Origin of the sequence: Lewinella sp. W8, from assembly GCF_004375085.3 — a bacterium.
In the GTDB taxonomy this organism is placed as follows: Bacteria; Bacteroidota; Bacteroidia; order Chitinophagales; family Saprospiraceae; genus Neolewinella.
This window is the reverse complement of sequence record NZ_SNAQ03000004.1, coordinates 224510-245916: the sequence shown is the minus strand read 5'-3', so window position 1 is coordinate 245916 and position 21407 is coordinate 224510. Positions and strand designations below refer to the sequence as shown.

14 protein-coding genes are annotated in these 21407 nt (G+C 49.3%); 9 read left to right on the top strand and 5 right to left on the bottom strand.

What is annotated here, in order from left to right; translation table 11 throughout:
• Positions 1–54: 54 nt before the first annotated feature.
• Genes E1J53_RS06910 through E1J53_RS06895 form a run of 4 tightly spaced genes read left to right on the top strand, consistent with a single transcriptional unit; the run spans position 55 to position 8790 of the window.
• Positions 55–333, top strand: coding sequence for a helix-turn-helix domain-containing protein (locus E1J53_RS06910; protein ID WP_134270956.1), 279 nt, complete (start codon positions 55–57; stop codon positions 331–333).
• Entirely contained in the window at positions 330–3596 is a 3267-nt protein-coding gene (locus tag E1J53_RS06905; protein ID WP_134270957.1) for a helicase-related protein, read from the top strand. Before E1J53_RS06910 ends, E1J53_RS06905 begins: the two co-directional genes overlap by 4 nt.
• Positions 3593–7195 (top strand): TaqI-like C-terminal specificity domain-containing protein, encoded by a 3603-nt coding sequence (locus E1J53_RS06900; RefSeq protein ID WP_134270958.1) that lies wholly within the window; start codon positions 3593–3595, stop codon positions 7193–7195. Before E1J53_RS06905 ends, E1J53_RS06900 begins: the two co-directional genes overlap by 4 nt.
• On the top strand, positions 7192–8790 hold the full coding sequence (locus E1J53_RS06895) for an ATP-binding protein (protein ID WP_134270959.1): 1599 nt from the start codon (positions 7192–7194) through the stop codon (positions 8788–8790). The genes E1J53_RS06900 and E1J53_RS06895 overlap by 4 nt, the downstream gene beginning before the upstream one ends.
• A 187-nt stretch (positions 8791–8977) precedes the next feature.
• Here E1J53_RS06895 and E1J53_RS06890 read toward each other — a convergent pair whose 3' ends face one another.
• On the bottom strand, positions 8978–9844 hold the full coding sequence (locus E1J53_RS06890) for a DUF5655 domain-containing protein (RefSeq protein ID WP_134270960.1): 867 nt from the start codon (positions 9842–9844) through the stop codon (positions 8978–8980).
• A gap of 140 nt (positions 9845–9984) precedes the next feature.
• On the opposite strand from E1J53_RS06890, the gene E1J53_RS06885 reads away from it, so the two are divergent.
• The 5 genes from E1J53_RS06885 to E1J53_RS06865 all read left to right on the top strand — a co-directional run bounded on the left by E1J53_RS06885 (position 9985) and on the right by E1J53_RS06865 (position 15766).
• Positions 9985–10407 (top strand): hypothetical protein, encoded by a 423-nt coding sequence (locus E1J53_RS06885; protein ID WP_134270961.1) that lies wholly within the window; start codon positions 9985–9987, stop codon positions 10405–10407.
• A gap of 701 nt (positions 10408–11108) precedes the next feature.
• The gene (locus E1J53_RS06880) at positions 11109–11846 is read left to right on the top strand and encodes a prolipoprotein diacylglyceryl transferase (protein WP_154640152.1); all 738 of its coding nucleotides are present in this window, start codon (positions 11109–11111) and stop codon (positions 11844–11846) included.
• 678 nt (positions 11847–12524) lie between these two features.
• On the top strand, positions 12525–13919 hold the full coding sequence (locus tag E1J53_RS06875) for a radical SAM protein (protein WP_134270962.1): 1395 nt from the start codon (positions 12525–12527) through the stop codon (positions 13917–13919).
• Positions 13916–14110, top strand: a complete 195-nt coding sequence (locus E1J53_RS06870) for a hypothetical protein (protein ID WP_134270963.1) — start codon at positions 13916–13918, stop codon at positions 14108–14110. Before E1J53_RS06875 ends, E1J53_RS06870 begins: the two co-directional genes overlap by 4 nt.
• A 615-nt stretch (positions 14111–14725) precedes the next feature.
• Positions 14726–15766 (top strand): CaiB/BaiF CoA-transferase family protein, encoded by a 1041-nt coding sequence (locus tag E1J53_RS06865; RefSeq protein WP_134270964.1) that lies wholly within the window; start codon positions 14726–14728, stop codon positions 15764–15766.
• A gap of 534 nt (positions 15767–16300) precedes the next feature.
• Here E1J53_RS06865 and E1J53_RS06860 read toward each other — a convergent pair.
• From E1J53_RS06860 to E1J53_RS06845, 4 genes are all read right to left on the bottom strand, one after another.
• The gene (locus E1J53_RS06860) at positions 16301–17287 is read right to left on the bottom strand and encodes a hypothetical protein (RefSeq protein WP_134270965.1); all 987 of its coding nucleotides are present in this window, start codon (positions 17285–17287) and stop codon (positions 16301–16303) included.
• 489 nt (positions 17288–17776) lie between these two features.
• A complete protein-coding gene (locus tag E1J53_RS06855; protein ID WP_134270966.1) occupies positions 17777–19525 on the bottom strand; it encodes a BatD family protein in 1749 nt (582 codons plus the stop codon).
• Positions 19526–19571: 46 nt separating this feature from the next.
• The gene (locus tag E1J53_RS06850; protein ID WP_134270967.1) at positions 19572–20381 is read right to left on the bottom strand and encodes a tetratricopeptide repeat protein; all 810 of its coding nucleotides are present in this window, start codon (positions 20379–20381) and stop codon (positions 19572–19574) included.
• A complete protein-coding gene (locus E1J53_RS06845) occupies positions 20378–21403 on the bottom strand; it encodes a VWA domain-containing protein (RefSeq protein WP_134270968.1) in 1026 nt (341 codons plus the stop codon). The genes E1J53_RS06850 and E1J53_RS06845 overlap by 4 nt, the downstream gene beginning before the upstream one ends.
• Positions 21404–21407: the final 4 nt, after the last annotated feature.

Here is a 21407-nt window from a genome sequence, read left to right as displayed (position 1 = left end):
AAATCCCAGAATATCCTCTACTTTTGACAGAATCGTCTAAACGAATTATTCGAGATGAATTCATTTGGAGAATACCTGCGAGGACAACGAGAAAATATTGGTTTACCACTCAGAAAAGTTGCTGCCGAACTCGACATTGACACTTCAATACTTAGCAAGATTGAACGCGGTGAAAGAGAAGCAACGAAAGATATGTTGCCCATTTTCTCGAAAGTACTTGAAAGGGAATTAAAAGAAGTTGAGGTTAAATTCATTATCCACTCGATCTTGGCTCAATTCAGTGGATTGAAGCATTTGAAAGATGGACTGAATGAAACGTTGAAAAGCCTATGAGCACAAAGTTTTTCACCAACGAAGACAAAAACACGCTTCTAAACAAATTAGAAGGTGTATTTAAGCACAAGAGTATCCACTTTTTTGATGCACTTGTTGGCTATTTCCGTGCTTCAGGTTATTTCCAAATCAGAGACTTTGTCGAAAAAGCTGCTGAAATCCGTATACTTGTCGGAATCAATATTGACCATCTTGTCTTTGAGGCCAATCAACAAGGGTTACTATTTGATGCGAATGCTGAAAAGGCCCAGGAGGAATTTTTTAAAGAAGTAAAAAAGAATATACAAGAAGCGGAATATGACAAAAAGGTTGAAGAAGGAATGCTTCAACTCATTCAAGACATTGTTTCTGGGAAAGTCAAAATCAAGGTGCATCCTAAACAGAATATTCACGCCAAGATTTATATTTTTAGAGAAAAGGTTAAGCATGATCATGGTTATGGTTCTGTGATTACTGGCTCAAGTAATCTTACAGATGCTGGACTCGGAAGGAACTTTGAATTCAATGTTGAGCTAAGAGATAATTCCGACATTGACTTTGCAACGGAAACGTTTGAGAAATTATGGGAAGAATCCGTCCCTATTGATGCCGATTATATCGAGAAACTTCAAAAGGACACCTATCTCAATGATGGCTATACACCTTACGAAATCTACCTCAAATTCCTAATCGAATATTTCGGGAAAAGCATCGAGTTTGACCCAAATTCTATTTCCGATCTGCCTAGAGGCTTTAAACGGCTATCGTATCAGGTAGATGCCGTTAATGATGGCTATGCCAAAATGGTTAAGCACAACGGTTTTTTCTTGGCGGATGTGGTTGGGTTAGGTAAAACAATTGTTGCGACTCTGATTGCAAAAAAATACTTCTACTCTAATGGGTTTCCTCAACACCGTTCGAGGACGCTAATTATCGTTCCTCCCGCATTAAAAGAAAATTGGTCAGAAACCATTGAAAAGTTTAATCTGGATAATGTAAAAATCATTACGAATGGTAGTCTTCACAAACTCAGAAGTTTGGAACGTTATGACTTGATCATTGTAGATGAAGCCCACAAATTTCGTTCGGATACGGCAGATATGTACAACGAGCTGCAAAAAATTTGTAAAACTACTACTAAACGAATATTACCGGATGGAACGAGAGTGTCTAAACGAGTAATCTTGATTTCTGCTACTCCTCTTAATAACAAGCCGGAAGATATTGCCAATCTTGTTTATCTCTTCCAGGATAGCAAGAATTCCACCCTTGAAATAGGAAATCTGCAGCACTTCTTCAGAAGTGAAATCGATGCCTACAAAAAGCTGAAAGATGAGTCTGATGTGGACCAGGTCAAGGCAGGTGTAAAGCGTATTTATGAGAGAATCCGAACGAAAATCATTGAGCCGCTTACTGTGCGCAGAACACGTACAGACTTGATGGCTCATGAACTGTATTCGGAAGATTTGAAAAAGCAGGGAATTAATTTTCCTGCCGTTCGGCAACCCGAAAAGATTCTTTATGAGTTAGAGCCGCATTTGGAGGATTTGTACGACAGAACTATTCATGTTTTGAGCCATAAAACGCAAGGATTAAAATATTTCCGCTACCAGGCAATTCGCTTCCTAAAACCGCACAAGAAAGAAAAGTACAAACAGGCCGACATGATTTCTGAGCAATTGGCTAAAATCATGAAAACTATGCTTGTAAAAAGGATTGACAGCAGTTTTTACGCCTTTAAGCAATCACTTTTCAGATTCTTTCGAGCTACGGAAGCCATGATTACCATGTTTAAGAATGGCAAGATTTACATTGCTCCCAATCTACCTGTTTCCGACATGATCAATGAAGGTAAAGAGGAAGAACTTCTTGAACTTATCATTGAAAAGTCAATTGAAGACCCCACCATTGACATCTGTGAACCGGACGATTTTGAATACGACTTTCTTCCGGGACTTAAACAAGATTATGATTTGCTTAAGCAGCTTAATGCCAGATGGCAGGAAGTAACAGAAGACCCCAAACTGGATGTATTCATTGAGTATTTGCAGAACAGGCTGCTTGAAAAGAAGATAAATCCGGAATCCAAATTAGTGGTGTTCTCAGAAAGTAAGGAAACCACTCAGTATTTGATGGATGAACTACCAAAGCACATTCCGCAGCGAATTATTTTGGTGGATAGCAAATCTAGGAAAGACCGAATGCCGACTGTGCGCAAGAACTTTGATGCAAACCTTCCCAAAACAGAACAGGAAAATAAGTATGACATCATTCTAACCACTGAAGTTCTTGCTGAAGGGGTCAACCTTCATCGCTCGAATGTGATCGTAAATTACGATACGCCCTGGAATTCTACTCGCTTGATGCAACGCATTGGACGTGTTAATCGAATCGGTTCGACTGCTGAACAGGTTTATGTTTTCAATTTCTATCCCACTGCCAAAGTGAATAATGACATTGAGTTGGAGAAACGAGCCATCATGAAGTTACAAGCTTTCCATGCTGCACTTGGGGAAGATAGTCAGATTTATTCGCCTGATGAAGAGACGGAATCTTTCGGACTCTTTGATCATACCATAGAAGAAGAAAAAGACGAGAAGCTAGCTTATCTCATGATGATTCGTAACATCAAGGAGGATACACCTGGCTTGTTCAAGAAGATTAAGAACATGCCGCTGCGGGCACGTGCGGGAAGGAAGAATGACGAATTGGATGAGTCCACTATTTGCTATATTAAGGATCAAAAGCGGGATGCTTTTATTAAAGTGAATAAAAACGGAGAAACAGAAGAATTGACGTTTCTTGAGACGGTGAAGATATTCGAGGCCGAACCGGTTGAAAAAGGCGTCAAGCTTCATGATCACCACCACGAACAAGTTCAAACGGGCATTTCTCTATTCACTGATTTGATTGAAGCTGAAAAAGCCCGGGATAAGAAGGTGGATGTAACGCAAGGACCGAATGAAAAGCGGGCAATTGCCTATTTGGATGCCATGTTGGATTTGCCTTTTACCAACGAAGAAGAGAGAGGCCTAATCATTAAGGCAAAAGAGGCAATCCGTAAGGGACGGTTTCAGCGCTTGCAGCGAGACATTAACAAACTAAAACGAACCGTCAAAAAGTCTCCTTTAAAACCGGCTGTCATTCTGGAAAAGATTATTGAGATATTGAAGAGCTATCCATTGCAAACCATTCAGGGTGAAGGTGGAGAAGCCAAAACAAAATCCAAAAAGTCATTGAACCCTGAAATTATTATTTCAGAAAGTTTTGTGAAAAAAATATGAGAGAAAAGGACCTAAAACGGATATTGCAGCAGCCCTACAGTTTTGACAACTGGAAAGAGCTATTGCCTATGTTTTTCAAAAAGGTGCAATACTTCTCTCAGGTACAAGCCTTATTTGATGAGCGCGAAAAAGTAGTTCAAGGCAAGCAGATCGGACGAATCACTTTAGATGATGACAAGTCATTGGCCATTTTTGATGTAGAAGTAGCAGATAAAGTGGTCATTGCCCGCAACCGTAAAGAACTTCGGGACATTGCCATCAAGCACATTGATCAGGACATTACACATGGTGCAATTGTTTTCTTCCATAACTCCAGCCAAAAGGATTATCGTTTCTCTTTCATTGCCAAGTGGTCTGCTTTGGATATGGAAACGGGTGAGTTCATCAAAGGAGAAACCAAACCAAAAAGATACACTTATTTGCTTGGCCCTAATGAGGCCTGTACCACGGCAGCCAAGCGGTTATTGACGCTTATCCCTAAACAGGAAGCTGGGGAAGCAACTATTAAAGAGGTACAACAAGTCTTCTCGGTAGAAGCCCTGAACCGGGAGTTTTTCAAATCCTATAAAATCCACTACGAAAAGTTTTGGAAATACCTGGCTGAATCTCCTTGGCGTGATGAATTGATTAATGCAGAAAAAGAGGAGACTGACAAGAAGGAAAAACCAATACGGGATTTTGTAAAAAAACTGCTCGGTCGTATTGTATTTCTCCACTTCTTGCAAAAAAAAGGCTGGATGGGCTGCTCTTCAGAACCCAACGAGTGGCAGGACGGTGAAAAACGCTTCATGCAGGTGATCTTTGAGGAGTTTGCTGACAAAGAACATTTTCACAGCAAATGCCTGACCAAACTGTTTTTTGAAACACTTAATACCAAACGGCCTAATGGTGTATTCCACATTGCGGGACTGGAAGGGAAGCTGAGCGGATCTCATGTACCTTACCTGAACGGAGGACTTTTTGAGCCGGAAAAAAACAAAGCGACGTTCAAAGTAGATTTCCCAGTGCAATACTTTGAAGAACTGTTGGAATTCTTTGAGCAATACAATTTCACTATAGACGAAAACAGCCCGGACGACCATGAAGTGGGCATTGACCCGGAAATGCTAGGTCACATTTTTGAAAACCTGCTAGAAGAAAACCGGGAGAAAGGGGCTTTTTACACCCCCAAGGAAATTGTGCAGTATATGTGTCAGGAAAGCCTGATTCAGTATCTGTACAACCACTTTGACAAAAGACAGGATATTGATGAGTTTATTCGTCAGCATTCCGTTTCAGCTTTTCTTGCAGAAAGGGACAAGGCGGCCAAGCTCAATCAGCTGTTGGACGACATCAAAGTATGCGACCCGGCCATTGGTTCGGGAGCATTTCCCATTGGCATGTTGCAGGAAATCTTTGAATCCAAGCGATTCATCTATCCTTACCTCAAAACTAGCCAGCCGTTTGACCCGGCAGCCACCAAAAAGAACATCATCCAAAATTCAATTTATGGAGTGGATATTGAAAAAGGTGCGGTAGACATTGCCCAACTGCGATTTTGGCTGGCCCTAGTGGTGGAAGAGGTTAACCCGCATCCCCTGCCTAACCTGGACTACAAGATCATGCAGGGTAACAGCTTGCTGGAGCAATATGAAGGTATTGACCTAAGCAAGGTGGCTGTTCTTGAAGAACCACAAGTTACTGTTTTCCAAGCCAGCATGTTTGAAGAACCAGATTCCTCCTATGGTTTTGGCGAAGAAAACCGTAAGAGTATTAAGCAGTTGGTACAAAACTATTTCCAAGTAGAAGATAGGGAAGAAAAGTCTCGAATTCATAAGGCCATAGATAGCAATGTTCTGAATCATATTGATAAATCACTAGAAGGCTATGAGAACCAATTGCTGATTGAGATTGCCGCCTATGAGAAAAGATATAAGGCTAAAACGGAAGGACTTTCCGAAAGCCAAAAAGCGCAATACGATAGAAAAAGTAAGGAACTCAGGGAAATAGGCAAACGCCAAAAACAACTGGAAAACAAAGCCAAGGCAAGGCAAAACCTCCTGAAGTTTGAAGAAACTGACGAACGCCCCTATTTTCTGTGGCATTTATACTTTATGGATGTCTTTGATAAAGGTGGTTTTGATGTGATGATTGGCAATCCGCCTTATATTCAATTGCAAAAAATTAAAGAAGAAGCTTCTGTGTATCAGGATGCAAAATTTGATACTTTTTCCCGTTCTGCCGATATATATTGTCTTTTTTATGAGAAAGGAACAGAGATGCTGAAGTCTCAGGGAGGGGTGTTATCTTTTATTACATCTAATTCATGGATGAGGGCCAAATACGGCAAAGCATTACGTCAGTATTTCAGAGCCAATACCAATCCTGTTAGACTTCTCAACTTTGAAGACACCCTATTATTTCCTGCTGCGACTGTTGAAACAAATATCCTCGTCTTGAAAAGAGAAAAGTTCAAAGGGTATCTCCAAGCCACCGCCGTTCAATCTGACTTAGGAAATACGCCTCTGGCTTCGTATCAACAAAAGAGACACATCGTACTAGATAGCCTTAATGATGATGGATGGAGTGTGGCTGATCCTGAGGATTATCGAATTAAGCTTATGATTGAAGAAGCCGGAGTTCCTTTGGGGCAAAAGTTCACCCCAAATCGAGGCATATTAACCGGCTATAACAAAGCTTTCATTATCAAAACAGGGCTTAGAAATAAGCTTATTGAGCAGGATCCGAAGAATAGTGAAATCATCAAGCGATTTTTGAGTGGCCGAGATCTTTCTAAATACCGGATTGAATGGAATGATGACTGGTTGATAAATGCCCATAATGGAGTAAAAAATGAGTTAATACCTCCAGTAGATGTAGAGAAAGATTACCCTACATTATTTCAATATTTCTCAAATCCAGAGCTTAAGGATAGACTTTTAAAAAGAAGTGACCAAGGAAATCATTGGACTAATCTCAGGGATTGCGCTTATATTCTCGATTTTGAGAAGCCTAAGCTAATCTGGGCCGAACTATCAGACCTTCCCAAGTTTGTGTACGATGAAGAAGGTTACTACACCAACAAAACAACCTTCATTTTGACCGGTGACCAATTGAAGTATTTGATGGTGTTGCTAAATTCAAAAACCCTGGTTTGGTATTTTTCTCAAATTTCTACCAGCTCTGGAATGGGAACAACCATGTGGAACAAATACAAGGTGGAGCAAATTCCGGTAGTCTTTTCCTCGGATGCCAATATTGCAAAAGTTGAGAACATTGGAGAGGTCTTGTTATACCTGAATGATCCTGCATCAGAGGAAATTAATGAGGGCATTAGCAATCAGCGAATGAGTGATTTTTTTGAAGATATAGCCAATATGATAGTCTACGAACTCTATTTCGAAAAGGAGATGAAAGATAAAGAGTTGGATGTACTACAATTCATCAATGAAAAATCCTTCCCGGATATTTCAGAAATGAACCCGGAAGAGAAAAAAGCCACCATCCAAAAAATGTATTACGAGCTACAGCAAAAAGATAATCCTATTCGCAACCGTATTTTGGTATCGGAAAGCCGGAGTGAGATTATCAGAAGAATCAATGACGTAACCGGCTCATGAAACTGCAAGAACTCCATATCCAGAACTTCAAGTTTTTTCCCAAGCATGATCCCAATAGTCCGCTATTAGAAATTGGCGGAAATAACCTACTCATCTATGGAGAAAACGGCAGTGGGAAGTCCACCATTTATTGGGCTATTTACACCTTGCTGGAGAGTGCTTTCAAACAAGGAGAAGAGGGTAAGCAAAAGGTCAAAAATTACTTTACAAAAGGTCATGAGTCAGGCCTGGTAAACATCCATGCGACCAGAGCACAAAAACAAAAACCATACATCAAAGTAGTTCTTGGTGATGAAGCAGGTAATCAAAAAGAGTATTTGATAAATGGGGATGACGACACCATTGCGGCTATTCAAGGTAATTCTGATGTTCGGGAGAGCGGAATGGCAAGCGACTTCATCAATTATCGGGTGCTTTTCCGTTTGCACCATGTGAAGCATTCAAAAGACAATAATCTGTTTGGATGGTTTGAGGATGAGATTTTTCCATATATCATTATTGACCAAATTAGCCGAGTTAATAGTATTGGAGATGTTTATCAGGAACTCAAAGAAGGTCCAGAAAAGGTAAAAGACTTTGATGAGCTGGACACGGAAGTCTATCCTAACCCTGCTATGCGTCTGCATCCTGACGAAGCAGTTAAGAAGGATTATAAGAAGTATCAAAAGTACGAGCGAAAGCTCAAGAAATTCAACCAAAAGTTTAAATCCTATCTACGAGACAGAGCAGTCCGAGCTAATGAAATTCTACAAAATGATTTTGGTCAAAACTTCGAAATCAAACTAGAATATGTGTCTGCAAGAGCAGGAATAACCGCTGAGGAACTTAATTGGCAAGATCCAAAAGTTATTCTGAAAATACCACGGTACGAAGGCCGAAGAAATGTCGTAAAACGTGCCCATTCATTCCTAAATGAAGCCAAATGGACTAGCATTGGATTAAGTATTCGATTTGCCATTCTCGAGGACTGGACTAACAGACCCAATACGGCTGAACTTAAACTTTTGACCATAGACGATATGCTTTTGAGTTTGGACATGAGCAATCGGGATGTGGTTTTGAACCTATTGCTCAATCGATATAGTACGGATTACCAACTTTTGATGATGACACATGACCGCTATTTTTTTGAATTAGCTAAGGGGAAAATCAATGCGTCAGGCTCATCTAGTGCTTGGATAAAACTTGAAATGTACCTAGATGAAGAGAAGAATATAAAGTATCCACTTATATTAAGGTCAAAGACAAATCTGGAAAAGGCAAAATCATTCTTCAAACAAAAGGAATTTGCAGCTTCTGCAAATCATATGAGGAAAGCTACCGAATGTTTCGTTTATGAATTCGTGCCAAAGAATAAACAATATGATAGAAGTTTTAATAGGCTTAACCTAAGTCAACTGATAAATAAAAGTAGGGCTTTTGCCCGAACAAGAGGGTGGTCAAGAACGATCATTTCGGACTTAGACCAAATGAGAACGAACATATTCAACCCGGGTTCTCATCATGACGTATACACTCCAGTATTCCAAAATGAATTAAAGATAGCAATTGAAACCTTGGAACAAGTTTCAACCTTAAGCGGAATAAAACTATGAGGTCGACCCAATGCGTTCATACACCTTGGCAAGTCGCTCAAAGCAGGCACAATAGTCAAAACTTCCCAAAGAGGATGGCTGACCCCAACGCTGACAGAAATGAAATAAATAGTTGCCGACTGTCAGATCAGGTAGTGATTATTACAAATAATGCTCCCTAAACGGTCGTAGGGAAAATAGATTGAGTTCAAGAGTTATCATAAGCCATTTGCATGATCTCTTTCAAAAGTTCATGATGGTCTACTATATCAGCTTTGGATAGTCTAAAGCGATATTTCCCCCACTTTTTTAAGTATCCCATGTCGTCTATACCTGACTCGTCGATTTTCTGCTGTATTTCATCGGATTGAGGTAAGCGAATTTCAACATTAAGATCTTTTTTTCGAGGCCGGAATATTGTGAAATTATTGGGTTGCCCGTTCTTGGCTAATCCTATATAGAATTTATTGTATTTAAACTCAATGTCAGGAGCAAACTCTTTGATTATATCTAGAACTTGATCAGCCATTTTCACAGTTTCTTTTGTGCCTCGATTCAGCCAATATTCTCTATCGGTAACTTCCTGAAGTTCTTCGTCTTCGTCAACAAGTCCTAGTGGCAATTCATCTAGTATTTTAGTAAATATTAAAGCTAGCCCTTCTTGCCCAGGAATTTTATAGGCATTTAATTGTATTGCTATGAGTGGAATGTGACCATTAAAAAGGCTAATTATGTTTAGAAAACGACTAGTTATGTCTTCAGCAACAATAACAGCGCAATGATCATACTGTGGGTATCGCTTTCTTTCAATGTCCCAATATTCAATTGTCCGTACAATATGTGCTTCATCCGTTTTTCCGAGTTGAATTTCCACTTCATAACGGCGATTGTTATCAGGATCTTGAAGTAGTAGGTCAAGCCTTCCTGCTCTTGGCTGAATTCGTTCTTTGTCTTTCAAGATTAGGTCTCCTAGACCTAAAATGCCAGGATCATTTGCAATTTGATCTTGTAGCCAAGTTTCCTTGACTTCTGGATGTTTCGCAAGAGTCACACGCTCAGGGTGAATTCGTTTCATTTTAAAATACTACTTTTTGGACAAAAGTAAATAGTCCGTAATCTAAGGGTTTGAATTTTGTCTGGTAAAAAGGTATAAAATAAATTGTGAAAACAAGCTGTAAACTTCCCTGAAAATGGAATAACTAAAAGACCAGGACGATGAAGGTAATTGATGTCCAGAAGGCAATCGAAATGGCCAGAGCCGACGAGTCGTTGGAGGGCTGGGCCATCAAAGACTTGGCGGAAACTCAGGTGAAGGCGGTAGATGCCCTGCTACTGGCGGATCATGGCATCGTCATCCCCGAACAGAACATCCTTTACCGTGACGAGGACGTTGCCTACGATCTGGAATTTGACGATTACGAATGGACCCAACTGCCTGCGGGCACAAGTCTGGAAGACTTAGGCGAGCTGGCTAAAGTGGAGGAGCCCAGTCCTGGTCAACCTACCCTAAAAATGGAGCTAGAGGTGGAAGATGAACGCGCCCTGGAATGGGTAAACGAGAATTACTCGAGCATCAAGAATATCGTTACTTCTTTGATTAAGGAGCTGTACAGTTCTAGGTCAATCATGGAGAAGTAGGGGGTGTTTTAACGAGATGGTCGGTAGGATCTCGGAGCGTCCGGTTTTGGTGCCGGAAGGCTGAGGCTAAGGGAGAAAAATCATGGGGTAGGAACTGTTCGGAAATTCCGAACAGATGTGGTGCGGTGAGTTATTTGGGTCCAGCTAGTGTCCCTTTACTCACTAATAGGTGCTTTTCAACAATAAGAGATTGTACATCACTAGATTCCTGTAAAACAGGGTAACTGTCGCAAAAAATGCGATGGTTTAACGGTAGTCTAAGTTAGCCTTTTGCCAGGAATTTCCAGTTGAAGTGGTGGGTGCAGATTTTGCACGTACCCCTAAAACCCTTTCGGGGACCAAGGGAAGAGAATGCCCACCGGATCTCGGAGCGTCCGCGCAGCGGTCCTCCGAGCGTCCGGTTTTGGGGCCGAAAGGCTGAGGCTGAGGAGGAGGCGAAGGGAGAAAAATCAGGGGGTAGGCGGTAGTGGGTAGGAACTGTTCGGAAATTCCGAATAGTTGGGGTGTGCTAAACCTCACACAGGTAATTCTAAGAGTAAGAAGTTAAGGATGAAGACATTTTGAACCGCGACGCATCGGATCAGCTCGCTTTACGCTCGACGGATCGGATGAGCGCTGCTTTCTTAGGCGAGGAGAACCTCATGGGAAATTAGCGACTACTGGAAAAGACCTAGCTTAGGTGTTCGATAAATTCCACCCCCTTGCCCATCCCCATCCCCTACGACCCCACCCTCTGGGGCTTCCCCATCAACGTCCACCTCGTGCTGGAGTATGCGGCCTTCATCGTGGGGTACCGGTACTACGTGTATTTGAAGCAGCGGTCGGCGGATCGGATTAGTAGTGGGAACCGGAGTACGATCATCATTGGCGCGGCGTTGGGGGCGCTGATTGGCTCGCGGGTGTTTGGGTGGTTGGAGCATCCGGCGGGTTTGGTGGGGGCGGACTTTATGACCATCATGAACGCCAAGACCATCATGGGGGGCTTGTTTGGTGGCCTGGTGGGGGTGGAGTGGACGAAGAAGCTCATCGGGGAAAAAGAATCGTCGGGGGATTTGTTTACGTTTCCGATTATTCTGGGGTTGATTATTGGTCGGGTGGGGTGTTTTTTGTCGGGCGTCAACGAGTTTACGTATGGCTCGCCCACGGCGAGCCTTTTCGGCATGGATCTGGGGGATGGGGTGCTGCGGCATCCGATTGCTTTATACGAAATCGTGTTTTTGGTGGCGCTGTTTTGGTTTTTGCGGGTGTTGCAGCGGCGGCGGGCGGACCTGCCCAGTGGTGCGCTCTTTCAATACTTTATGGTGGCGTATTTCGGGTTTCGGTTCGGGATTGAGTTTTTGAAGCCGAATGAGTTTTTTGTGTTGGGGTTGAGTAGTATTCAGTATTTGTGTTTGGTGTGTTTGGGGTATTATGGGAAGGTGATGTTGATTGATAAATAGCGACGGTGGTACGTACAGTTTTTTTAAGATTTTTCTGGAGTGGAGTTTGTTCCACCTATTGATGTTTCCATCTTTTGTCGGTGGTCAATGGAATGAAATACTGCTTCTATCATAAGCTTCTACCGAGGCTGAGCACCTTTTTCGCTGTCTAAGATTGTCACTTTTGTAGGCCAAAAGTGACGCAAAAGCCTTCCGTCTAAATCGCTGGCTTAACGGGTCCGCAGCACTTTTGGACCTTTGGCGTTGCAATAACACCAAGGCGTTCCCTGCAACCCCAATTATCGGCCTTCGTTATCGGTAGTGGATTAAGGCCTTTGCGACCGTTAAGCGGAATTGCTGTCTGAGCACACAACGAGTTATCCTTTGTCTACAAAATGAGATTACTCTACAAGCGACCCTTGGAAAACTAAGTGAGTGGCGAGTTTCAATTTCGTAGGTCAGCAAAGGTCTTAATCCGCGTTAAGCCGATGATGCAGCCGAAGGCTTTTGGCTCCACCTTTTGGCCTACAAAAGGTGGAAACATCGGGGGTTAGAATCTACCTCACTCTTGAGGAAAATCTTGGCCGATTCTGGTCCAAGCAATAAAAATTTAACGCGGCGCAAGCCAATAGGAAAAAAGAAAAGACAAAAAGCGTACGCCCCCAATCATTATCTTCAACATCACAAAACCACGCCTCCATGCCCGTAAGAAAGTACACCTACTACGACTTCACCCTGAGCCTCTGCGAGCAGTGCCTGAAGCGAGTGGACGCGAAAATTGTGTTTCGGGACGAGAAGGTGTACATGCTGAAGCACTGCCCGGAGCACGGGGCCTCAACCGTGCTGATTGCGGACGACGTGGAGTATTACAAGAGCATCCGGAATTACAATAAGCCGTCGGAGGTGCCGCTACGGTTTAACACGAAGACGCACTACGGGTGCCCCTATGATTGTGGATTGTGTACGGACCACGAGCAGCACTCCTGTCTGACGGTGGTGGAGATCACCGACCGGTGCAATTTGACTTGTCCGACCTGCTACGCCTGTTCTTCGCCGACCTACGGGCGGCACCGAACGCTGGAGGAAGTAAAGAAGATGCTCGATGCCGTGGTGCTCAACGAGGGCGAGCCGGACGTGGTGCAGCTCAGTGGTGGGGAGCCCACCATCCACCCGGATTTCTTCGCCATCCTGGACTACGCCAAGACCCTGCCGATCAAGCACCTCATGCTCAACACCAACGGTATCCGCATCGCACAGGATTTCGACTTCGCCCGGCGGCTGGCGGAGTACCAGCCCGACTTTGAAATCTACCTGCAGTTCGATTCCTTCCGCAACGGCGTCCTGCGGGAACTGCGGGGGGCAGACCTCACGAGAATCCGCGATCAGGCCATCGAGCACCTCAATAAGCTGAACCTCTCCACCACCCTGGTGGTGACGGTGCAAAAGGGGCTGAACGACGATGAGATGGGCGCCATCATTGACTACGGCCTCCAACAGCCGTGCGTGCGGGGCGTCACCTTCCAGCCCACGCAGATCGCCGGCCGCCTCGATAACTTCAGGCCCGCCACCGATCGGATTACGCTCACCGAGGTCCGGCGGAAAATCCTGGAGCAAACGCCCATCCTCAAGGGCGAGGACATCATACCCGTCCCCTGCAATCCCGACTCCCTGGCCATGGCCTACATCCTCAAGCTGGACGGCGGCAACTTCCCCCTCACCCGCTACGTCAATCCGCAGGACCTACTCGACAACAGCAAGAACACCATCGTTTACGAGCAGGACGACGTCCTGAAGGGCAAGATGATCGAGCTGTTCAGTACCGGTAATTCGGTGGAGCGCTCCGAAGAAAATCTCCACGCCATCCTCTGCTGCCTCCCCCACATCGAAGCGCCCAACCTGACCTACAGCAATCTCTTCCGCGTCATCATCATGCAGTTCATGGACGCCCATAACTTTGACGTGCGGGCCGTCAAAAAATCCTGCGTCCACATCGTGGACAAAGACTGCCGCATCATCCCCTTCGAAACCATGAACCTGCTGTACCGGGACGAAAAGGCCGTCCGTCTCCAAGAACTAAAAGAAGTGTACCCATGATCTTCCTCGATAACCTCAACCTGGCGGGCTTCGTCATCATGGTCTACCTGGTCCTCCACCTCCCGGCCATCATCATGCTGATCCTCGGACTGTCGTGGCGCAAGAAAAAACCGAAGACGAGCAAGACGCTCATTTACGTGGCCATCGCCTACTTCATTGTGGGGGCGGGAGTTTGTGGGTCGTTGGTGTAGGCAAAAGGATGAAGGATCTAGGCTGAAGGACTTTTTGAAGGAGAAGGAATCTAAAGGGTCGTATAGCGACGCATGCATACGTCCAAGGAGAAAACACAGCAGCCACCTCGAAGTGTGCCGGTCTGCCGCAGGCGAACGGTTCCTTTGAGGGTGCCGTCGGGAGGTTGAAAGGAGAAGGAAGAATATAGATTTCCGGAAGCGACGCTCAAAGGTCCTGCGGACGCTTTGAGGACGCGAGGTTAAGTGCTTGCCAAAAATTAAAGTCTTTACCGTAGCGCCGGATTTATTCGGCGAAAAGCACCCCTAGCACTGAATGGCTTTGTCTTTATGAGCCCCCCCCGGATCTCGGAGCGTCCGCGCAGCGGTCCTCCGAGCGTCCGGATTTGGTGCCGAAAGGGTAAGGAAGAAAAAGGAAGAATGTAATGAGCCCGCGACGCATCCGATCAGCTCGCTACGCTCGACGGAGCGGATGAGCGCAACGAAAAATGTAGCGTTCATCGGATGTCTCCGGAGTGTAACGACGGGTCATCCGATGCATCGCGGTTGGACAGGACTAGCTACCTTCGTTAGAGATCATTGCTCCTACACAAAGCACCACCAACTCCACCCCCACCCATGTTCCAAAACCTAAAAGTCGTAGAGCTCGCCAGCGTCCTCGCCGGCCCGTTAACCGGGACCTTCTTCGCCGAGCTCGGAGCCACCGTAACCAAAATAGAAAACAAGCGGACGGTAGGAGACGTAACGCGGACCTGGCGGCTGCCGAAGGAATCCAAGGAGACCCCGGTTTCGGCCTACTACAGTGCGGCAAATTATGGAAAGGAAAGCCTGCTGCTGGACGTTACCGACGCGAAGGATTACGCGGTGGTCCTGGAGCACATCCGGGGGGCCGACGTCGTCATCGCCAACTACAAACCCGGTACTGCGCAGAAACTGCGCTTGAGTTACGAGGATTTGGCCCCGCACTACCCCTCGCTCATCTACGCCGAACTCACGGGCTTCGGCGAGGATGACGCGCGACCGGCCTTTGATGTGGTCCTCCAGGCGGAAACCGGGTTCATGTACATGAACGGTGAACCGGGAAGGCCGCCCGTGAAAATGCCCGTGGCCCTCATTGATGTTCTGGCCGCCCATCACCTCAAGGAAGCGATTCTCTGTGCCCTGATCCATAAACTACGGACCGGCGAAGGGAAACATATCCAGATCTCGCTCTACGAAAGTGCCCTGGCCTCCCTGGCCAACCAGGCGACGAACTGGTTAATGGAGGGGCACATCCCACAACCCATGGGTACCCAGCACCCTAACATCGCCCCCTACGGAGACATGTACCAAACCGCAGACGGTAAACTACTGGTCCTGGCGGTTGGCTCCGACAGGCAATTCGAGCATCTGTGCTCGACGATAGACCTGGACATTGACGCGTTTCGGACGAACGCGCGGCGACTAGCCAACAGAGCCGCCCTGAACCGCCAAATCGGTGAGCGGATCGCGCAAAAAACGTCCGCTTACTGGGCGGCGGAATTTGACCGCCGCAATATCCCTTACGGCGTGGTCAAGAATATGCAGGAGGTTTTTGCGGACGCCCGGGCGGAGAAGATGCTGCTCCGGGAACGCGTTGCGGGGATGGATACGGTGAGGGTGAGAACGGCGCTTATTTAACGATAAGTTACTCCAGTACAGCCCTCCGTTTTACCTGCACCCACCGGAAAAGGCTTGCTCCGCAAGCCGGTCGTCCGGAAGGAGAAGAAGACTGAAGCCGAGGCGAAGTAAAACTAGGCGACCGCTGGCAGTGTAGCGACGCCTACCTGCGTCCGGGAAAGAAAAACAGCAGCTCCTCGAAGTGTGCCGGTCTGCCGCAGGCGAACGGTTCCTTTGAGTGTGCCGTCGGGAGGCCAAGAGGTTAAGGGAGAAGAATGAAGAAGGAAGTGGGAATGGCGATGAGCGCTCGGAAAGAATCCGCAACACATCGGATCAGCTCGCTGCACGCCGTCGCCTTCGGCTAGTCGCACAAGCGCTCGACGGATCCGATGAGCACTCATTCACTCCTCTACATTGCATCCCGGCAGAGCGCGAGGATTCCGTTTCACTGCACCTGCGGTGATCGCCCAAAATAGCCGCCAAGCCGGTCGTTCTCGTCCTCTCCGCTTCCGTCTTCTCCCTTCCTTCTTCCTTCTTCCTTCTTCTTTCTCCCCCCTACACCACCGACCACCACCGGTACACCATCAGCAATACCGCGGCCACCATCAAGAGGAAGTGATAGAATTCCGAGCGGCGGGTACTCTGCCGGATCATCACCAGGCCTACCAACATGCCGAGTGGGAGTACGGCCGCCTGCGCGTCGGCCGCCACTACGGGACCACCGATCACCACGACGAGGGAGGAAACCAGCAGCACCCAGAACAGAATGTTCACGTTTTTCTTGCCCTCGATGTTGAGCAACTGGGTGGACGCTCCGTAACTGAGCAGACTGACGACCACCAGCAGCCCCAGGACGCCCAATCCAAAGAGCTCGGCCGGGAGGGTGGGGCTTATGGTTAGGAGGCCCAGTTCCCCCAGCTGGGCGTCGATCAACTCCGGGAACCACCCCCGGAAGTAAGCGTAGGACCCGACGAGAAAAAAGATGATGACGGTACCCACGATCACCCGCATCAGATTGGTGGGGGAGGGCGTACTCAGGATGCCGACCCCGGCCACCACGGCGACGATCATGACCACGTAACTGGGTACGGCCAGTGCGGCCAGCGCCAGCCAGGCACCGGCGTTGAAGAGGGCCACGGCGGGCTCGTTGCGTTTGTAAATGCGACCGATGGACATCAGCGCGAACAGCAGAAAGATGTTGCCCAGCTGCAGGGGCGAAAGCCAGTGAAAGGCGGGCACCATCGCCCAGCAGGTAACCAGAAAGAAGCCGGGGAACTGCGAGGGGGTACGCGACAGGCGGTAACGATCCGCAATGACGTTGGCCAGCAGCGCCTGAAGGCCGACCAGCAGCGCCGCCACCGAGAGGTTCAACCATTTGGGGGCGTGGAAAAAATAGAGCAGCAATTCCCCGAGGACGCCCGCATCCGCCGCCACGGGCGGCGGGGCCGCCGGCAGCAGGAAAAGGGGAAGCTGGAAGGCCAGTGCGTACAAAAAAAGCAGCGGACTGGAATAAATCTGATTGGTACGGAAGAGTGATAGCACGGATACGGGGAGCGTAAATACGGGTGGTAACGGCCGGTTGCGAAGGATAATAGCCAGTGGAGTAAAGGTAGGGGAAGGATTTTGCCCGAAAAAGAAGATTTTTTTTCGCCGGATGTCCTAATCCGATAATCCGCCCGTCTTAGGGGTGAAAACCGGTCCTGGGAATAAGCGCACCTTATTAACGATTTGTCTTGCGCTTCTTCCTCTGAAGGCGGGTAACGGTCCTCACGCCGGTGAAATTGCCGTTAATTTTTTGCCCCCACCTTACAGAGGTCTATTTGCATCAATTGAATGTCTCGAATCAAGAACCAATAGTATTCTAGTTGTTGAATTTGTATCACCCATTAAACTTACCCTAGAAACATCCCTGGATATTCCCTCATCCCTCAAAGTGAACACCCAACTAAACCCTATTGCCATCTACGCCCGCGGCCCTTCCCATGAACCGCGGGCTTTTTTTGTGCCCACTGGGTCCAATCCGCCGGATCACTAGCCCCGCAACTCTTTTTCGGTATCCGTGATCACGGAGCGGGCCATCTGATAGGTCTCGGCCAGGTCGTCGGCCTTGTCCTGCCCGGCGTAGAGGGCCATCTCACAGCGCTGAAGCAGCTGGTTGTAGCGTTCGATCAGCCCACTCTCCGCGCCGGCCTCCCGTAATTTCTCGCCAATGACGCGCCGACTCAGGTCGGAGGCGGGCAGGTTGAGCTTGTCCCGCAGATACCCCTGGAGCGCATTTTCGATGGCGTCATAGAAGGACCGGGCGGCCACCTGCTCCTGATATTTCTTTGCCTCCTTGAGGTGCTGCCGCGCCATGGCGGCGGCCCGTTCCCGGGCAACTTCCACGGGATCGCGGTTCTCCTGCAACTGCCGGTAACGGTCCCAGCCAATGGCCCCGCCACTGAGGACAACCGGCAGCAGCAGCAGTAACCAGAACCAGGACTTACCCGTCAGGTCGCTGCCGTAGCGGCGGCCGCGAGGTAGCTCCGTAACGGACAACAGGGTAATGGCCGGCACCTCTACGGCGGAGGTGTCGATGTCGTAGGTGGGGGTTCCCGTACCGCCGGTCACGGCGACGGTAAACTCCGTAGGTGCTTCCAGCACGTAGGCGGCACTGTCGACGTTGAAGTAGCTCAGGCCGGGCTTGATGGTGAAGGTGCCCCCGCGCTTCGGGACGACCTTATACTCAAATATCTTTCTGCCCAGCATTCCCGTCGGACTGTCGAGAAATTCTTCCTGCAGGATCACCGGATCGTAGATGTCCCAGTCGTCCTCACTGACGGGCGGAAAGGACTCGATCCGCTCAATGTCGCCCTCCCCGGTGATGGCCATGCGCAGCGTCAGGGCGTCATCGGTGGTCATCTGATCCCGGTCGGCCTGTACCTGCAATTTGTAGCTGCCCACGCCGCCGCTGAAGTCATCGGGCCGGGGGGAGGGGAGCTCACTTACGTCGATGTAGAGCGTGTCGGTGTTCAGCGGCACCTGCTCCGTGAAGCGCCGACTGAAGCTGCTGTTACTGCGGTAGCGCACCGTCCCCAGCACCATGCGGTAGGGCTCGATCATGATCCGTCCGCTCTTGGTGGGGAAGAGGGCCAGGCTGCCCAGCGTCCGCTTCTGGTATTCGCGCCCGTTTTCAATGACGGGGCGCGGCCGTCCGTCGTACTGCCGGCGGGGGCGGGCGTAGAATCCGGAGAAGTCCGGCTCCTTCATCAGGTTGCGCGAAATGACGTTGGTGCTGGAGTAGAGGTTGAGGTCCAGAATGACTTGCTGCCCCACGAAGGCCGTGGTGGTGGAAAGCTCCGCGCGCAGGAAATTTTCGGGGGCGAGGGCGCCCGCCTCGGAGTCGGCGGGCAGCACCGTGACCTTCTTGGAATTTGTCCGGTAGGTGCGTCCCGAGGCCCGGATGCTGGCCGATTCGATGGTGAGCTCTCCCGTCCGCTTCGGCTGCAGCAGCCAGTTGAAGGTCAGGTAGCTGGACCCCACGCCGTTCACGATCGAGGTGCCCATCAGGCGGTTCGGACCGCTGAGGACGATGAAGTCGTTGAAGGCCGGGGCCTTCAGGTCCGCACCCTGGGCGTTGTTGAGGGTCAGACTGAATTCTACGGTACTGTTTTCCAGGGTCCGGGACTTATCCACTTTCGCGACGAAGCTGATGTCCTGATGTTGGGCGTTCAGCAGGGCGTCACCGCAGGTGCAGAGTAGTACCAGAAAAGCCAGCTTGGTCCAGATCGTTCGTGTCATCAATCCTTGGGTTAGGGGCGAAGATAAGCGTCTCCAGGTCCTCCGCCTACCAGTCTTTGTCGCCCGTGCAACCCGAGCGTTCTCCTTTTTGCAGCTTGCGCATGGTTTCCTTTTCCGCTTCGGCGGCAATGCCGAGCTGCCGCTCGGCCTCCTCCCGGCTCATCTTGGGCTGGTTGGGGTTGGCCTTCGGCTGCCCCTCGCTTTCCTGGGGCTCCCCGGCCTGCTGCTGCTCTTCGTCGGAGGGCTGACCGTTCTGTTGCTGCTGCTGCTGGTTTTGCTGCTGCTGTTGGTCCTGGTTCTGACTCTGGCCCTGCTGCTGATTCTGTTGGTCCTGCTGGTCCTGATTTTGCTGGTCCTGCTCGTCCTGCTGCTGCTGATTTTGTTGCTGTTGCTGCTGCTGTTGTTGCAGGCGCCGGATGGCCTTGCTCAGGTTATACTTGGTTTCGGTATCGTCGGGGTTGATACGGAGACTTTCCTTGTAAGCCTCAATGCTCTCGTCGTACTTCTCTTGCCGGTACTTGGCGTCGCCCAGGTTCCGGTAGGCCCGCGAGGTGATGGTGGGGTCATCGCTCAGGCCGGCGGCCTCCTCGTAGCGCTTGGCGGCCTCCTCAAAGTCGCCGCGCTCGTAGAGGGCGTTGCCCAGGTTGTAGTTGCCCTTGGCCGTATTGTCGTTCTCCAGCGCCCGGTTGTATTCCTGCTCGGCGGCGGAATAGTTCTTGTCTTTGTAGGCCTTGTTGCCGCGCCGCAGGGCGCGGTGGCTCGTCTGGGCGTCCAGGCTCACGGCCACGACCACCAGCACGGCCAGCAGTCCGAGCCGCACCGCGAGGCGGTGCCCAAAAAGTTTACCCTGCATCATAACTCAAAGTTTTTGGCTTTCCGTCGGTCTTTGCGTCCCAGCCCGAAATCCAGCAACAACAACAGAAAGGCCGGGGCCAGGAAGTAGTAGAAAAAACTATCGTAGGTAGAGAAAGCCTGGCTTTCAAATTCTTGTTTTTCGATCAGGTCCACCCGCTTGCGGATCGCCTCGGCCAGGGCCTGGCTGTCGCCGCTGAGGGGGAAGTAGGTCCCACCGCCACTGGCCGCTACGCGCTCCAGGGTGGCCGGGTCAGCGTTGGTGGTGGCGGGGCCACCACCGGGCGTTCTCACGTAATCCTTGCGCCCGTTGTTCAGCGTCACGGGCATGAAACTCCCTTCCTGCTTGCCCACCCCCACGGTGTAGATCAGCAGGCCGTCACCGTGGGCGGCCGCGGCCGCCGCGGCCGCCGAGCCGTCGTGGTCCTCTCCGTCGGAGATCAGGATCAGGGCCCGGTGGTTGGCGCTTTCTTCTTCGAAGGCCTGCTCGGCCCGGTCAATGGCCTCCCCGAGGTTGGTGCCCTGGGCGCTGATCTGGTAGGGCCCCGCCGCGCTGATGACGGACTTGACGAAGGCGTAATCCGTCGTCAGGGGCGCCTGCATCAGGGAGGTGCAGGTGAAAAGCTCCACGCCGATGTTGTTGCCCACCAGCTCGTCCACCAGGGCGGTGGCGAAGTAGCGGGCACGTTCCATCCGACTTGGCTGCACGTCTTCGGCGAGCATGGAATTGGAAATGTCCAGCCCGATGATGACGTCAATACCCCGCCGTTTGATCTCCTGCCGTTCGGCCGCCCACTGCGGGTTGGCCAGGGCCACCGCCAGGAGCGGGAAGCTGGCCAGCAGCAGGAAAAATTTTGTCCACGGCAGCCGCCGGTTGATGCCCGGAGCGAGGTGATCAATGAGCTCCCGGTCGCTGAACCGGTCCAGAGCCCGCCGCCGGCGGTTCCAGTACCAGAGGAATACCCCCGTGATCAGCGGGACGGCAAGGAGTAACCAGAGGTATTCGGGGCTTTGGAATCGAAACATAGCA

Excerpts from the sequence above, each read along its gene's own strand:
- E1J53_RS06910 (WP_134270956.1), top strand. The coding sequence starts at position 55 with ATGAATTCATTTGGAGAATACCTGCGAGGACAACGAGAAAATATTGGT.
- E1J53_RS06905 (WP_134270957.1), top strand. The coding sequence starts at position 330 with ATGAGCACAAAGTTTTTCACCAACGAAGACAAAAACACGCTTCTAAAC.
- E1J53_RS06900 (WP_134270958.1), top strand. The coding sequence starts at position 3,593 with ATGAGAGAAAAGGACCTAAAACGGATATTGCAGCAGCCCTACAGTTTT.
- E1J53_RS06895 (WP_134270959.1), top strand. The coding sequence starts at position 7,192 with ATGAAACTGCAAGAACTCCATATCCAGAACTTCAAGTTTTTTCCCAAG.
- E1J53_RS06890 (WP_134270960.1), bottom strand. The coding sequence starts at position 9,844 with ATGAAACGAATTCACCCTGAGCGTGTGACTCTTGCGAAACATCCAGAA.
- E1J53_RS06885 (WP_134270961.1), top strand. The coding sequence starts at position 9,985 with ATGAAGGTAATTGATGTCCAGAAGGCAATCGAAATGGCCAGAGCCGAC.
- E1J53_RS06875 (WP_134270962.1), top strand. The coding sequence starts at position 12,525 with ATGCCCGTAAGAAAGTACACCTACTACGACTTCACCCTGAGCCTCTGC.
- E1J53_RS06870 (WP_134270963.1), top strand. The coding sequence starts at position 13,916 with ATGATCTTCCTCGATAACCTCAACCTGGCGGGCTTCGTCATCATGGTC.
- E1J53_RS06865 (WP_134270964.1), top strand. The coding sequence starts at position 14,726 with ATGTTCCAAAACCTAAAAGTCGTAGAGCTCGCCAGCGTCCTCGCCGGC.
- E1J53_RS06855 (WP_134270966.1), bottom strand. The coding sequence starts at position 19,525 with ATGACACGAACGATCTGGACCAAGCTGGCTTTTCTGGTACTACTCTGC.
- E1J53_RS06850 (WP_134270967.1), bottom strand. The coding sequence starts at position 20,381 with ATGATGCAGGGTAAACTTTTTGGGCACCGCCTCGCGGTGCGGCTCGGA.
- E1J53_RS06845 (WP_134270968.1), bottom strand. The coding sequence starts at position 21,403 with ATGTTTCGATTCCAAAGCCCCGAATACCTCTGGTTACTCCTTGCCGTC.